At 52.5% G+C, this 15,748-nt stretch carries 12 protein-coding genes; 8 read left to right on the forward strand and 4 right to left on the reverse strand.

The features are described 5' to 3' along the window. The first annotated feature begins 32 nt into the window (after positions 1 to 32). Positions 33 to 2,093, forward strand: coding sequence for a methyl-accepting chemotaxis protein (locus MHH78_RS21560; RefSeq protein ID WP_341168764.1), 2,061 nt, complete (start codon positions 33 to 35; stop codon positions 2,091 to 2,093). An 82-nt stretch (positions 2,094 to 2,175) separates the two neighbouring features. Here MHH78_RS21560 and MHH78_RS21565 read toward each other — a convergent pair whose 3' ends face one another. Beyond that, on the reverse strand, positions 2,176 to 3,444 hold the full coding sequence (locus tag MHH78_RS21565) for a hypothetical protein (protein ID WP_341168765.1): 1,269 nt from the start codon (positions 3,442 to 3,444) through the stop codon (positions 2,176 to 2,178). Between the two features lie 204 nt (positions 3,445 to 3,648). Between MHH78_RS21565 and MHH78_RS21570 the strand changes: the two genes are divergently transcribed. After that, on the forward strand, positions 3,649 to 4,548 hold the full coding sequence (locus MHH78_RS21570) for a hypothetical protein (protein ID WP_341168766.1): 900 nt from the start codon (positions 3,649 to 3,651) through the stop codon (positions 4,546 to 4,548). Positions 4,549 to 4,664: 116 nt separating this feature from the next. Here MHH78_RS21570 and MHH78_RS21575 read toward each other — a convergent pair whose 3' ends face one another. The 3 genes from MHH78_RS21575 to MHH78_RS21585 all read right to left on the reverse strand — a co-directional run bounded on the left by MHH78_RS21575 (position 4,665) and on the right by MHH78_RS21585 (position 7,297). After that, positions 4,665 to 4,850 (reverse strand): hypothetical protein, encoded by a 186-nt coding sequence (locus MHH78_RS21575; RefSeq protein ID WP_340826962.1) that lies wholly within the window; start codon positions 4,848 to 4,850, stop codon positions 4,665 to 4,667. A gap of 394 nt (positions 4,851 to 5,244) precedes the next feature. Continuing rightward, entirely contained in the window at positions 5,245 to 6,630 is a 1,386-nt protein-coding gene (locus MHH78_RS21580) for a sensor histidine kinase (RefSeq protein ID WP_341168767.1), read from the reverse strand. Further along, positions 6,620 to 7,297 (reverse strand): response regulator transcription factor, encoded by a 678-nt coding sequence (locus tag MHH78_RS21585; protein ID WP_076077708.1) that lies wholly within the window; start codon positions 7,295 to 7,297, stop codon positions 6,620 to 6,622. Before MHH78_RS21585 ends, MHH78_RS21580 begins: the two co-directional genes overlap by 11 nt. 185 nt (positions 7,298 to 7,482) lie before the next feature. Here MHH78_RS21585 and MHH78_RS21590 point away from each other — a divergent pair, with 185 nt between their 5' ends. From MHH78_RS21590 to MHH78_RS21615, 6 genes are all read left to right on the forward strand, one after another. Further along, entirely contained in the window at positions 7,483 to 8,364 is an 882-nt protein-coding gene (locus MHH78_RS21590) for a hypothetical protein (protein WP_341168768.1), read from the forward strand. Between the two features lie 220 nt (positions 8,365 to 8,584). Next, positions 8,585 to 10,138: a response regulator transcription factor gene (locus MHH78_RS21595; protein WP_341170356.1), complete on the forward strand. Its 1,554-nt coding sequence runs from the start codon at positions 8,585 to 8,587 to the stop codon at positions 10,136 to 10,138. Positions 10,139 to 10,156: 18 nt separating this feature from the next. After that, positions 10,157 to 11,899, forward strand: a complete 1,743-nt coding sequence (locus MHH78_RS21600; protein WP_083684786.1) for a histidine kinase — start codon at positions 10,157 to 10,159, stop codon at positions 11,897 to 11,899. Between the two features lie 119 nt (positions 11,900 to 12,018). Then, on the forward strand, positions 12,019 to 13,701 hold the full coding sequence (locus MHH78_RS21605) for an ABC transporter substrate-binding protein (protein ID WP_340941130.1): 1,683 nt from the start codon (positions 12,019 to 12,021) through the stop codon (positions 13,699 to 13,701). A 118-nt stretch (positions 13,702 to 13,819) separates the two neighbouring features. Continuing rightward, positions 13,820 to 14,782 carry an ABC transporter permease gene (locus MHH78_RS21610; protein ID WP_051493410.1) on the forward strand — a complete coding sequence of 321 codons (963 nt, stop codon included), beginning with the start codon at positions 13,820 to 13,822 and terminating at the stop codon, positions 14,780 to 14,782. Between the two features lie 17 nt (positions 14,783 to 14,799). Next, the gene (locus tag MHH78_RS21615; protein ID WP_036729010.1) at positions 14,800 to 15,723 is read left to right on the forward strand and encodes a carbohydrate ABC transporter permease; all 924 of its coding nucleotides are present in this window, start codon (positions 14,800 to 14,802) and stop codon (positions 15,721 to 15,723) included. The last annotated feature ends 25 nt before the right edge of the window (positions 15,724 to 15,748 follow it).

Raw genomic sequence — 15,748 nt, forward strand, 5'->3', positions numbered from 1 at the left:
TTTCGCTCTAATACATATCCGGGAGATGACCTATGTCACAGCTAATTCAAAAAGGGCCAGTCCGTTCAACCAGCATCGCCAACACATTGGCCATTGTACTGCTAGTCATTATTCTTGTCGTCTTCTCGATCCTGGGTACCTTCTTCTATTCCAGCACCCGAAGCATTCTAGTAAGCCAGCAAGAGTCGATGCTGATGACCAAAACGCAGGGAATTGTCAGCCAGTTCGATGCTCTGTTCAAGGAGAAGGGCTCACTGGTCAAACAAATGTCCACCAACTCGATTTTCCAAAAATATATTGAGAGCACAACAGCAGAGCAAATCACCACTTCCCCCCACGCCGCAGAAGCACTCGCCACACTGGCGGACATTGTAAAGTCTGAGCCCTCCTTCGCCGATGCCTGGGTGGCCGGGTTATCCGGGAAGGGATATTTCCTCCAAAATGACGGTCTGACCTCTAAATCGGACTTTGATATCCGCGCCCGCCCCTACTTCAAGCCTGTATCCGAATCCAAGGGTCTCTACTATTCTGAACCTTACGCCGACGTCATTAGCGGCAAAATGCTGATGGGCATTTTCTATCCGATTCTGAATGAGAGCAGCCAAATGATCGGCTTCATTGCCGCAGATATTGCTTTCGATGACATCCCGCAGATCATGCAGAGCTACTCCTTGGGAAGCACCGGGTTCTCCATTCTGGCTACCCGCTCTGGCGATATTCTCTATCACCCGGATGAAGCCAAGGTACTGAAGGAGAAAATCACAGAGAGTCCGGGCGATCTAGGCGCCATCGGTAAAAAAATGATTAACGGCGAATCCGGCGTATCGCTCATTGATGATAATGGTGACCCCCGTTATATCGGCTATGCCACCAGCAAGGATACCGGATGGTCTGTAGGCTTAACCATTACCCGGCAAGAAGCGCTTAGCGAGCTGACGTCCTTCACCCGGACGACCATCACCGGTTTTGCTGTCGCCGCTGTTGTCCTGGTGTTCATCTGTTATCTCACACTTCGCTACCTGTTACGCTCCATTCCAAAACTGCTGGCCGCTATCAAACGGATTGCAGAGGGAGACCTGACTGTTCAGCTCAATGATGCCTCTCGCAATGAAATCGGACAGATTGCTCATGGCATTGCGGGCATGGTCCAGAAGATTCAAGGTATGATTCAGGTGATCCATAATACGACTCAGGTGCTGGCCCAGTCCTCCCACAACCTGCAAGCCATCTCAACCAAAACCGCGATAACTATGAACGAAACGGCTACGGCCATCAATGAAATTGCGAATGCCACCAACTACCAGTCCGCTGAATCCGAGAGCATTCTCCACAAAACCGGTGCATTATCGGATCAAATTGACGAAATCACCAGTGAAGCCAAGGCTGTAGGAACCATGGTACAGACCTCTGCGCAGCTCAGCAGTTCAGGCCTTGACTTGGTGGAACAGCTCTCCAAAGCCGCAGAAGACAATCACAGATCCACACAGGCGATGTCATCACTTATTGAGGATATTGATCTGAGCCGTCATGAGATATCGGGTATCGTAGGCACAGTGAACCAAATTGCCACCCAGACCAATCTGCTCGCTCTTAATGCTTCCATTGAAGCTGCCCGGGCAGGTGAACATGGCAGAGGTTTTGCCGTGGTAGCGGGTGAGGTGCGTAAGCTTGCCGAGCAGACGGCCCGGGCTACCGAGGAAATATACAAGAAGGTCAGCGCCATTGAGGAAAAAACAAACCTATCCGTAGAACACACTACTCTTAACCTTACGATTGCAGAAGAGAACGCCAACTCCGTAGAGAATGCGAAGCAGCTCTTCTTCAGCTTGAACAGTGACCTTGAAGAACTGAAGGTTCGGATGCTGCAAATCAGCAATAACACATCGATTGTCCACAAGCATAAGGATGAGATCCTGCAGGCGATTGAGGTCATCTCTTCGACGACCGAGGAGAATTCTGCCTCCACTGAAGAGGTAAGTGCCAATACACAGGAGCAGCTCGGCAGTATTGAGCAGGTAGCTGAACTGTCCAGAGAGCTGAGCGAAATCTCACAGAGGCTGGAGGAAGAGCTGCGGCAGTTCAAGCTGGAATAAAAGGATACGCAAAAACATCGCCAAGTAGAGATACTCACTTGGCGATGTTTTTGTCATTCGGAGGCATTAGCTCGATCCGGTGCTATTTTAACATATATTTACTTATCGTCTTAGGCGCATAACTCCTCGAAATGTACAGCTCCCCGCCTCCCGCATAAATGTAATTATGCCCGGTTTCGTAGTCATGCCAGCTTGTGGAGAGATGATATTTGATCTGCAGGTTCGCCGGGTCAAGCACATAGAAATCTTCCTTCGCTATATCCCCCTCAAAGGTCTCAGGATCAATCACAGCCGGACGCTCCTGCCATTGGTACTGCTTCTCGACCGTAATCTCGCCCGATGGCGTTATCCGGCTGTACCATTCGCGGTCCCCGGCTTCACCGATCTGTTGTTTACCAAGCAATTGGTTGTCTTTGCTGTACAATTTGTAGACGTTGTCGCTCCGAATCAGATAGTTGTTGCCTGTCGTATCAATCCGATCCATCTTGTTCACAGGACGCACCCACTTCTTGGTGCCGTTTGCGTCATAGCCGAATAACAGCCAGGTATCGCTACTGCTCATCTTAATCAGGAACGACCCGCCGCGAAGCGGATACACCTGGAAATCAGGATATTTAACTGCTTTGGGAGCGGTGTAGGTAACCAGCGGTTTCGTCAGAGTATCCAGACTCCGGTATACGCTGACTCTATTTGTATCCAGCTCCTTATGTACCACATAGCCGTTCGGTAGCACATCAATCACCCCTGAGGCCCATTTACCGGTCAGCTTAAGCTTGCGTACCTGCTTCCCGTCCTGGCTGTACTCGGTAATACCACGAGAAGCTACATTGCCGCTAACCAAGGTTCGAATCACTATATTTCCGTTATCCAGCACCACCGGCGAGTAGGACCCGGTTATGGTTTTGGTCCATTTCCGTTTGCCGTTCGGATCAACAACGGTAAGATCATAGGGTTTGCCGCCCCACATTTTATAGAAATAGCTGTAGCCGTTACTGGCAGAATAAAAACCATTAGCAGTAAACGGCTTGTCGTTGGCCATATCCGAATAGTCATATACCCAGTTGGCAGAACCGTTAATGCGGTCAAGGGATGAGTACAGCATGCCGGAAGATTTCGTCTTGCCCGGTGACACCGTTACGGTCTTGACTAGCGGAATGAACATCCGCTGCTTGCTCTGTAAGGTGTCTATAGTGCCCCAGAAGCTAAGGCCATCCGGCAGCGTATAGCTCCATTCCGGCTTCGGGAGCTGTTCCATAACTTTTGCCGCCGATGAGCGCCCGGGAAGCAGTACCTGTGCCGCCAGTAATAGCGCAAAGCCTGCGGTGAAAAATTTCAAGCGTTTTGATTTCATACTTCCATCCCTCGTTGTCTATGTATTTGTGTTCCAATCTAAACTATTATATGAGCACACCGACCCTAAGGACAGGTTATAAATGGATGCTATCTAACCAGTGTGTCCGGCCGCATTCCCGGCGCGTTTGCCAGTAACCCGGGCTGTCCATTACAATGACAGTAAACAGGATGACAATGCCGATTCCCGGGAGGAGACTATGACATGGTAGCATGGGACCGTGCCGCATGGGGGCAATTAACGGTTGATGAGAAGAGGCACGCGATGCAGGGAGTGCTTAAACAGCTGCCCGCTGGCTTCAAGTGGCTGCGGTTAGAGAGGTTCGAACGTTACGGCCAGTCCATAGAAACGGGTGTCTTCGTATATGAGGGCAGTGAATACATGTACGTGCCGGGCGACACGGTGACCCTGGGCCGCTCAGAGGTACATATGTATGCAGAGATGTCTCCCGTCCGCGAGGCTGTGATCGGACCATTGCTCGTGCAGCGCCAGCCTGCTTCGGCAGGCTGGTACGAATGTTCTCTGGACCGGCTCGACCCGGAGGAAGATGAGGATGTGCTCGAAGCTATCGAAGAGTTCCGCCAGGGGCCGCATACCAGCTATGAATATTCCCAGTATTTCCGGCTGGAACGGGACGGTGACCGGGTTGTTGTGTACTTGTTCGATGACAGCGAAACGTTCGAAGAATGGTGCGAGTCGGAGCTGCCGGAGGGCTTCACCCTGCCGACTGAGGACGAATGGGAGTATCTGTACGGCGCAGGTGCACGAACGCTGTTCCCGTGGGGTGACGAGATTGATACGTCCATGCGGCTCAGGCATGTGTCCGGTTCAGGGGAGGCTAATGCTGAGGACCCGTATCCGCTGGAGCTGCCGAATGGGTTCGGGCTATGCTTCCCCGGCGATCCTTACATGAAGGAGCTGGTCCTCACACCGGACGGTATCACCGGCAAAGGGGGCGACGGCGGCTGCAATCTGCATGGCGGCCAAGGTGTTGCCCTCGGGTATCTCCCAACCGCGACCGCTTTCCGCGATCCTTATGAGAGCGAGCTTACATGGGAGGATCTGCTGGATTGCCTGGTGTACCGGCGGGTTGTGAGGTTGTAGGATTACGAACATTAGTATAAGACATCCAAAAGCCGCCCTTCCTTCGCATCAAGCGAAGCCGGGCGGCTTTTTCCATTGTAATATTATTAGTAATGAAGCTTCATGGGCTATCGGTTTCACACACCCTGCGATACAAGCTCTCTCTGGGCTGAAGCAGCTCCTTCTGTGTCCGAATCCGGGCTCTTATCCAGTTCTTCCACACGTGCCACATTCAATTCCTGCTCGTTCTGATGAAGCTCTTTGACCATATTCCTGTAGATATGGGCTTCTTGACGGTCCAGTCCGTCACGATTCTCTTTCATGATCCAGGTTTCCACGGTTCGCTTGAGAATTTCGCCTCTTCGTTCCAACAGTTTCGTATAAGTCAACGTTTCTTCATTCCCTTCCTGAAGCTAGAGTTCATACGCCAGGGTGAAGCTCTGATGTCACATCCGGCGTAACGTCTACTATTATACGGGAAAGACCCGGCTCACCCAATGCGGAGCAGCCAGGCTTACACAGGGTGAGGCCTGCTGAGCGGAGAAGAGACACACTCAGCACGAAGGGTTCGTAAAAGTTCGGATGGATGCTCCCATATACGGCAGGATAGCATTAGAATAGCATCAAATACACCTTGCTCTGTCGGCCCGCACATCTCGCTCTGGCACACTATGTTCGGTTTTCCGCATACATTCTGTTCGTGTCCGTACTACCGCTTCAGCTCCGCAGCTCCACACGGAACACGCAGCCTCCCCCGGGGCAGTTCTCAGCCATTATGCTGCCGCCAAGCGTGTCTACCAGCTCCTTGGCAATGGCAAGCCCCAGCCCGTGGCCCCCGGCCTCCCGCGAACGCGACTGGTCAGGGCGGTAGAAGCGCTCGAAGATCCGGCTCAGGTCTTCCGCAGGAATACCCACGCCTGTATCCTGCACCTCCAGCGCCAGCCACGTGCTGCTGTTCTTCTGAATGAGCGCAGCCCGCAGAATGACGCGGCCGCCTGCGGGTGTGAACTTGATGGCATTCTCCAGCAGAATGACCATGAGCTGCACCAGCTTCTCCTGATCCTGCTTCACCGGAAGCTCCGCCGGAGCTTCGAGGGTAAACCGGATCTGCTTCGCTTCGGCCAGCACGCCCAGGCCGGAGAGCGTAAGGGCCAGGACCGGCGCGAGGTCGAAGCGCCGGAGGACCTGCTCCAGCAGCCCGGCATCACTGCGGGCCAGCAGGAGCAGGTCACGGGTCAGCGCGGTCATCCGCTGGACCTCCGAATACATCCCGTCCACCACATGACGGGTGAACGCCTGTTCATTGATGCTGTCCTCCAGCTTCAGCGTCTCGATGGAGGACAGCATCACGCTCAGCGGTGTGCGGAGCTCATGCGAGGCGTCCGCCGCGAAGTGCTTCTGCCGGTCATACGCCTCGCGGACCGGCACCATCGCCTGCCGCGACATCACCCGGCTGAAGACGGCGGCCAGCAGGATGAATGCCGCTGCGATGGCGGCCAGTACGCCAAGAAGCCAGCGGAATAACTGCTGCTGGAAGTTGACATCTTTCCCGGCATACAGGATGCCCGCAGGCTGCCCCTTATGCTCGAAGACCCGGCTGCCGAGCAGATAAGCAGCCTGCGGGCTGTCCTTGGGATCATTCCCCTTATGTAGCAGGCCTGGCCCCTGCTCCAGCTCCACTATCGCAAGTCCCTCCGCTGTCTTGGCCGCCCCGAAATCTGCCAGCTTCAGCACTTGCTCCTTCAGTCCCGGCTGAATCTCGCCGCTGCCCAGCAGACCGCCCTCCGTATTCAAGATCACGTAGAATGACTGATCCGCACTGAGCGTAAATTCCTGATTCCCCGGCCCATGGTCCCTCCCTTGCAGCAGTTCATCGAACATAGGTCCTTGCAGCTGCTTCACCTCGGCATCCAGCAGAGAATTAAGCCGCTCCTTCTGGTTATTCCAGATCAGGAGATGCAGAAGCAGATAGATGATCAGGAAGGACAATAGCAGAAATACGCTCATCACCGCACTGTACCGCCAGGTAAGCCGCTTTTGGGTGCGTGCGAACAAGTCATTGCCGGAGCGGCTGGCCCCGGAATGAAAAACATTAAATTTCAAAGCTATACCCCACTCCCCGGATGCTGTGAATGTGCTGTTGTTCTCCGTCCAAGACGGCCAGCTTCTTACGGAGCAGCTTGACCGTAGCATCGATGGTCTTGAGCGTAACCTCAGATTCCATCCCCCAGATCCGGTCCAGGATCACCTCGCGGGTAAGCACCGTGCCCTGGTTCTTCAGGAGCAGATCCAGGAGCTGATACTCTCTGGGCGTAAGCTGAACTTCCTGCATCCCTGCCGCAATCCGGTGGCTGTTCCGGTCCAGCACCAGCTCTCCGATCATGCATGTCTCATTCTCCAGCGGGAGGAAGGTCCGTCGGCCCAAGGCCCGGAGCCGGGCCAGCAATTCATCAATTTCGAACGGCTTCACCAGATAATCATCCGCACCCGCATCGAGTCCGCGAATCCGGTCCTCCAGCGAATCCCTGGCCGTCAGCATCAGGATAGCCCCTGGATAACCATCCTGACGCAGCTGACGGCACACCTCCCGGCCATCCCGCTCCGGCAGCATCCAGTCCAGTACGAGCACATCATAGCCGGAGACACTGGCGAGATCATAGGCCTCATCCCCGGAAGTGACCCATTCAACGGTGTATGCCGCTTTCTTCTTAATCATATGTACGATCAGTTCACCCAGCCGGGTATCGTCTTCCGCGAGCAAGATCTTCATGGGGTCCTCCCCTTCCTCTCATCAGGTGCTTGTGTCCTGTACATTTCTCAATATATCAAGATACCACATTCCAGTGAAAATCTGGTGAAAACAATGCAGTTGCCCTTTCTCCGTATTTTCACACTGGGAGTATAGAGTAAGTGACACGCCATACATTACCCCTAGCGGGAAAGGATGATTCTACGATGACTTCACCACGTAATCTATTCACTCCAAAAGCAAGCAAGCTGCTTGCAGGCACCTTGACGGCAGCACTAGCCCTAAGCACTGGCGGGCTGAGCGCATTCGCCGCCTCTTCCCCGTCGGCTGCTAACGTTTCGAGTCCAGCCCCGCTGCTTCCGGCTCCTGAAGCTGGCCTTCCGCCTGCCGGTACAGAGCCGCTAAGCCCGCCAGCCGGAGCACCCGGCGGCCCCGGCTTAGGCGGTCCCGGTCTCGGCGGCCTCGAGACCAGCGACCTGCTGGCCACGCTTGGCCTGTCGGCCAGCGGGCTGCGCACAGCGCTTGAATCGGGAAGCTCGCTTAGCGCAATTGCCAAGCAGCAGAACGTGGACTCTCAGAAGCTGCTCAAGCTCACCGCAAATGCAATAGAGGCCAGACTCAGCCAGGAATATAAGGATGGACGTATCACCGAGAGCGTGTACAAGAGCCGCCTCAGTGAAGTCTCCAAGCGTGCGGCGTCCCTGCTGAACCAGACCCGGCCGAAGCCGCCGGTGCCCGGTTCAGCACCGGCAGATACGGCTGCATTGCCGCCGCTCGGGCCTGGGCTGGAGAGTCTTGACCGCTCGGAACTCGCCGGACTGCTGGGCATCAGCACTAGCCAGCTTGCCTCCGGTCTCGGCAGCGGACAATCCCTTGCCGAACTGGCAGGTACAAGCGGAACCAGTACGCAGAAGCTGATGGATCTGGTCGCCGCTGCCCTGACCCAGGATTTGAAAGAACGCCTGACCAGAGGAGACCTGTGGACGGATGAATATTCAGCTGAACTGGCGAATGTACAGACCCGGGCTGCTGATCTGGTACAGCATGTGCATCCGCTGCCCCCGCATCTCCTGCAGAATGACAAATAAGCTAAGCGCATAGCGGAAAATACAATACCGAAGAGCCTGTGTCTAACGATGCAGGCTCTTCGTGTTAAGTGGATTTTCCAGCAGGTGCTAGAATAAAAAGTCGTTTCCACTCGAATTCTGTCAGGGAATTAGCTTATAATGATCACACTGCGACCTGACCGAGGATGGAACAAGACTAAGCAATCCAGAATAACCCCAAGGAGGAAGTCCATTGTATAAGGTGCTGATTGTAGATGATGAAGTTTTTGTGCGTAAGGGCTTGATCCGGATTCTGAGCGAATGCTCGCCGCAATTCGAAATTTGCGGTGAAGCCGAGAACGGGGAGCAAGCGCTTACCCTGATTGAACAATTGAACCCGGAGCTGGTGATTGCCGATATCCGTATGCCCGTGCTGGACGGGCTGGGACTGATCAAGAAAGTGAAGACGGAGCTTGTGCAGGAGCCGATTTTTATTATTTTGAGCGGATATGCCGACTTCTCCTATGCCCAGCAAGCCTTCCGGTACAATGTGTCGGATTATATCCTCAAGCCGGTTGACGAACAGGAGCTTACGGTTGCGCTTGGCAAAATCGCCCATATGCTGAACAAAAAGCAGCTCCTCTCCATCACCCGGGAGAAGCCCTTGGTCGAGACGGTCATCGAAAGCCTGCTGCAGACGCAGCCTGATGATCAGGTCATGGGACGGATCGCCTATGCACTGGAGCTGCCTCTCACCTCTTCCTATACGTACCTCATCGCAGAAATGCAGGATCAGCTTCCTGCCGGAGAAGTCGATTATCTGCCTGCCCTGAAGAACTCTCTGCTGCGTTATTTCCGCCAAGAGGCTCAGACTCTGCTTCTTCATGTACGCCCGAACAATCAATACGGGATGATCTTGCCCGGCCAGTGGGTGGATGAACCCCATCCTTCCCCGTGGGGAGGCTACCGTACGATGCTGGATACACTGGAGCGGGAGCTTGGAACAAGCATCGCTTTGTTCGTTGGCCGGAAGGTAAGCCATCTCAATCAGATTGTAGCCTCCGGGGCCAGTGCGGAGCAATGCCTCCAGTACCGTTTTGCCGCCGGCTTCGAGGGCATTTATATGGCGGACGAGCTGCTGGAGCTGCCCTTATACTATTTCGATATCGATGAAGGATTGCACAGCAAGCTGATTTACGAGGTCGAAGCCAATGACAACAAGGGTTACAGCTCAACTGTGGATGCTATTTTCACCATGTTCCAGGAGCGCCACTTCGCCCCCGGGGCGGTGACGAACACGATCCGGCGCAGCATGATTGCCATCATTAATATTATCCGCCAGCTCGAAGGTGACGAGAACACGCTGCAATGGATGACTGAGCTGCTCAACTGGCCGCTGAAATACCGCAATCTGAGCCAGCTGAAGCAGGTATTCCAGCAGTTTATCGCCGAAGCCGCAGAGTATATCGCAGAGAAGCGCGGCGGCAAGAGCGAAGGCAATATTGAAAAAATCAAAAAATACATCGACGGGCATTACCGTGAAAATATCTACCTCAAGGGCATTGCCGCCGATTTCGATATGAACCCGGTCTATCTTGGACAGTTATTCCGCAAAACCTACGGCGTGTATTTCAATGAATACCTGCTGACCCTGCGGATTGAGGAGGCCAAGCGCCTGCTGCGGCAGACCAAGAAACGGATGTACGAAATCGCGGAGCTGGTCGGCTTCCAGAATGCGGATTATTTTGCCACCCAGTTTGAAAAGCTTGAGAATATGACGCCGACTGATTATCGCAATATGATGATTGGGCAGTAAATAAGGAGGCTCCCTGCCGTGTTCAACTTCCGTCTGAATCATATGAAGCTTAGAAGCAAGCTGATTGTCATCTACATTGTATGCGTGTTCATTCCGATCATCCTGACCAATGTAATGTTCTATCAGGTGACCACCGCCAATATCAAGAATCAGAAGACCGCAGATGCCGAGCAAGCGATGAATCTGCTGCAGGCTGAGCTGAGGACCGTAATTGAAGATGCAGCAGGCATATCCTACCTCTACTCCATTGACCGGCAGCTGATCCAGCATCTGAATACCACTTATGCTTCAACGGACCGCTATGTGGAGTCGCTGAACGCCATATCGAATCTGTTCAACCGGACTGACAAAGAGAACAAGGTGCTGAGCTCCTCGGTGATTATGACCGACAATCCAACCGTTCTGGCCTCAGCCCATATCATTAAGCTGGAGGACAGTATGCGCCAGCAGGACTGGTATAAGCAGATCAGCCAGTTCAGTAACACCCACCCTCATCTCTATGTAACGCCCGACAGCATCAGCGTGATCCAGCGCCTTACCGACCGCAGGCTGGAGACTTACGAGCATGTGCTAAAAATCGACCTGAACATGAACTATATCCGGCAGATTCTGGATCTTTCCAGCTTCAGCGGTGATTTCTATATTCTCGACCCGTCGGGCCAGGCCCGCTTCGGTCGTCTCTCCAGCGGTCAGCCCAGCGGGCTGATTACTGCGGCGCACACCCTGACCCCAACTGAGATTCCCAAGCCCAAGCAGGCCATTGTAATCGACAAAACTTACCAGAATAACCGCTATCTAAGCGGCTGGTCGATTTACGGCGTCCTGGATGAGACCCTTATTTTGTCTGACGTCAGACAATCCGGGCAATTTATCCTCTGGTTTGCCGGTATTAACTTCCTGGTTCCTACCATCGTAATTATGATTATGTCCCGTTCTATTCACACGCGTATTAAGAACATTCTAAGGCATATGAAGTCTGTAAAAGACAAAAACTTCGGACTGATCCCCTACCACCTGGAGCGGGATGAGATTGGCGAGCTTACCGTCGAGTTCAACCGGATGAGTAAACGCATTGAGAACCTGATCAATGATGTATATGTTGCAGAAATACAGAAGAAGGAGCTTGAGCTGCGGCAACGGCAGGCTCAGCTGCATGCGCTGCACAGCCAGATCAACCCTCACTTCCTGTTCAATGCGCTGGAGACGATCCGGATGCGCAGTATGATGAAGGGCGAGACTCAGACGGCCCGGACGATTCAGAACATGGCGAAGATTTTCCGCAAATCAATCATGTGGAAGAGCAGCTTTGTTACGATCCGCGAGGAGCTTGAGTTAATCGAGAGCTTCCTGGAGATTCAGAAATACCGCTTCGACAACAAGCTTGAATATCACATCGAGGTGGACCAGTCACTGCTGGACATTGAAATTCCGAAGATGGCCTTCCTTCCGTATGTGGAGAACGCCAGTATTCACGGGATTGAGAATATAGCCGGCATCGGGTATATCAACATTCAGATCGCCCAGGAGAACGGGCAGATTGTCTTCGTCATTGCAGATAACGGCGTAGGCATGGACCAGGCAAAAATCAGTGAGCTTATGCATTACCTGGAGGATGCGTCCGCGATGGGTGATTCGATCGGGATGAAGAATGTAATCACCAGACTGAGAATCACCTACGGGGAATCGTTCACCTTCTCCATCACGAGCGAGCCCGGAGCGGGAACCCGCATTTTGCTGCGTCTGCCCCTGGAGAATAAATAAATATAGGGTATACCTTAATTATTCAAAGACTGATCTAAGGTTTGCCCTGTAACAAAGTTAAACGCTTTCTTTTATAATGAGGATGTTCAATAGCACACAGAAAAGAAAGGGGATATGAAATGCGTACAAAGAAATGGTTGCAAACCGGACTGGCTGTTGTTATGGCTTCCGCACTCCTCGTAGTTGGCTGCTCCAACGGCAACTCAGGGGAAAAGAACAGCGCGTCCGGCGGAGAAAACAGCGAAGTCAGCACAGAACCGGTAACATTCACTTACTTCGGCTTCGGGGCCAACAAGGATACCATGGCCAGTGATACCACCATCGGTAAGAAGCTTCAGGAACAGACAGGTGTAGACTGGAAAATGGAATACGTAGTTGGCGATGGAAGCACCAAGTCCGGTGTTATGATTGCCGGCGGCGACTATCCTGATGTCATCTCTCCAGTCGGCGAGCTGGCCAAGCTGCTCGATGCCGGTGCATACATTCCGCTTAATGATCTGATTGAGAAATATGGCCCTAACATCAAGCGTGTCTATGGCGACTACATGAACAAGATCAAGGATGAAGAAGGCAATATCTATATCCTTCCCTTCACTGCAAATGTAAACGGATACTTATCGCCGCCAGATCCAAGCAGCACCTTCTGGATGCAGAGACGCGTCCTTAAGGAATTCGGTTACCCGGAAGTGAAGACGCTTGACCAGTACTTTGACTTGATTGAGAAATACCAAGCTAAGTACCCTAAGGTGGATGGTAAAGACACCATCGGCTTCGCTACTTTCGCCGGTACAGCCGGTGAATTCTTCACCATCACCAACCAGCCCATGCATCTGGCCGGTTATCCGAATGAAGGCGGCGTCCTGGTGGACATGGAGTCTCATGAAGCCAAGCTGTATCAGGGAACCGAAGATGAGAAGCGCTGGCTGGCTAAATTGAACGAAATGAACGGCAAGGGTCTGGTTGACCCTGAGACGTTCACAGCGAACAAAGACCAGTATCTGGCGAAGCTGACCTCCGGCCGTGTACTCGGATATGTCAACTATTCCTGGCAGATTAACGACGCCACGAACAATCTGAGATCCGCCGGTAATGACGATCTGCGTTACGTTGCCCTTCCGATCGTATTTGACGAAGGCATTAAAGATGCTTATGTTGATCCTCCGTCCTTCGTGAACAACCGCGGGCTGGGTATCTCTGTCAGCGCGAAGGATCCGGTCCGCATCATCAAGTATTTTGACAACCTGCTGACCGATGAGAACCAGAAGCTTGTCGAGTGGGGCATTGAAGGCGAAACTTACACGAAGAACGCTGAAGGCCGTATGGTGATGAGCGAAGAACAGCTGACAAACCGCAACGACAATGATTTCAAACGTAAATTCGGCTTCGCATATTTCGATTATGAATGGCCGCGTTATGGCGACAATTCCGTGTATGATGACGGCAACGCCCACGTTCCGTTCAACCAGCCGGAAGTTGCAGCGATCAACTACACAGATGGCGACAAAACACTGCTGGAGAAATACAACCTGAAGACCTTCTCCGACTTCTATGCCGAGCCGGTAGAGCGTCCATGGTATCCTGCCTGGAGTATTGAGAAAGAACCGGGCTCCCCTGAGCAGCTCTTCAGCCAGAGAGCCGGCGATTTGCAGCAGAAGTACTATCCTCGTATGGTGCTTGCTGCCCCTGGCCAATTTGAAAAGGTCTGGAGTGAATACCTGGCCGAATACAACAAGCTCGATGCTAAGGGCTACGAAGAATTCATGACTAACAAGATCAAGGACCGCATCGACGGCAAATGGTAAGCGTCCGCTTCCCAGATGCAGCATGATGAACCGGGAAAAGTGAAGCACAGCCTTCACTTTTCCCTTCTACACTTGTTAGCAAAGAGAGAATATGGAGCTTGGAAAGGGGACGGTACAGGTGGGAAAAACCGCTGTGCAGTTGGCAAAATCGAATAATACCGGTACTTCGCGCTTCAAAACCTTTTTTAAAGAGCTATCTAAACAAAAAATGCTGATGCTGATGTCATTGCCCTTTCTGTTATGGGTGATTATATTCAAATACCTCCCGCTATGGGGATGGACCATTGCTTTTCAGAAATTCAAGCCAGCCAAGGATCTGTTCGACCAGAAGTGGGTCGGCTGGGACAATTTCAAATTCCTGTTCCAGGAACAGCAATTCTATCGCGTCCTTCGTAATACTCTGGTTATGAGCTCCATTAACCTGGTTCTCGGATTTGTTACAGCCATCGTACTGGCCCTGCTGCTGAATGAGCTGCGCAATGTGTTCTTCAAACGCACCGTGCAGACGATCAGTTACCTGCCTTACTTCATTTCCTGGGTCGTAGCGGCCAATATTGTGCAAATGGCACTGGCACCGGAAGGGATCATCAATGTGCTGCTGGTCAAAGCGCAGCTTATTGATCATCCAATTCTGTGGCTGGGCGAAGGCAAGTATTTCTGGGGAATACTCGGGGTTACGGAAGTCTGGAAGAATGTCGGCTGGAATACTATCATCTATCTGGCAGCCATCACCTCCATCGACCCTTCTCAATATGAAGCGGCTGAGATTGACGGGGCATCCCGTCTGCAAAGAATGTTCTATATTACCCTGCCGGGTATCAAGCCGGTTATCGTACTGATTCTGATTATGAATCTGGGCCATATTCTGGAGTCCGGCTTCGAGGCGCAGTACCTGTTAGGTAACGGGATGAACCTCGACTACTCGGAGAATTTGGATATCTTCGTACTGAAGTACGGGATGCAGATGAACAACTTCGGGCTTGCCACCGCAGCGGGTATGTTCAAGACGCTGGTCAGCTTCATCTTCTTGATCGCAGCCAATAATATCGCCAAGCGTATGGGCGAAAGCAGATTGTACTAGAAAGGAGGACACAAGTAATGGCTAAATCCAAAACCAATTCATACCGGAATTCATCGTTGGGTGACCGAATCTTCGATATATGCAATACGATCTTCATGATTCTCTTGGTCATTGTTACCCTCTATCCGTTCCTGAATATGTTTGCTCTATCGTTCAATGAAGCGAATGACTCTGTCCGCGGGGATATTTATATCTGGCCTCGTGAATGGACGCTGCGCAACTTCGAGTATGTATTCAGTGAATCCAACATCTTCTTTTCAACGTTTGTCTCTGCAGCACGGACGGTCATCGGTACTGTGGTCTCCGTATTCTGTACAGCGATGCTGGCCTATACGGTAAGCCGTCCGGAATATAAGCTGAAGAAGTTTGTGTCCGTCACGTTTATTTTCACCATGTACTTCAGCGGTGGTCTGATTCCAGGCTACCTGCTGATCAAAGAGCTGAACATGCTGAACAGCTTCTGGGTCTATATCATTCCGGGCATCATCGGCGTATTTAATATGATCGTCATCCGCTCCTTCATTGAGGCACTACCTGAGGGACTGATGGAATCGGCCAAAATCGACGGCGCAGGCGACTTCATCACCTTCTCGCGCATTGTGCTTCCGCTGACCGTTCCGGCGCTGGCTACCGTCTCCCTGTTCGTAGCGGTCTATCAGTGGAATTCCTGGTTTGACGTCTTCCTGTACAACTCCTCCACGCCAAGCCTGAGTACGCTGCAATACGAGCTGATGAAGATGCTGTCAACATCCAACACTGCGATGTCCAGTTCCTCGGCAGCCGATGCCTTTGCGAACGCGCAGGGCAACAAAGCGACTGTTACACCGACCTCTATCCGTGCTACGATGACTATCGTAGCGAGTGTGCCGATTATCATCGTCTATCCGTTCCTGCAAAAGTATTTCGTCAAAGGGATGGTTGTCGGCGGGGTCAAAGGCTAATTGTAAAAAGCTGTGCACATAAACA

This window comes from Paenibacillus sp. FSL H3-0333 (assembly GCF_038002805.1).
GTDB lineage: Bacteria > Bacillota > Bacilli > Paenibacillales > Paenibacillaceae > Paenibacillus_AQ > Paenibacillus_AQ silagei.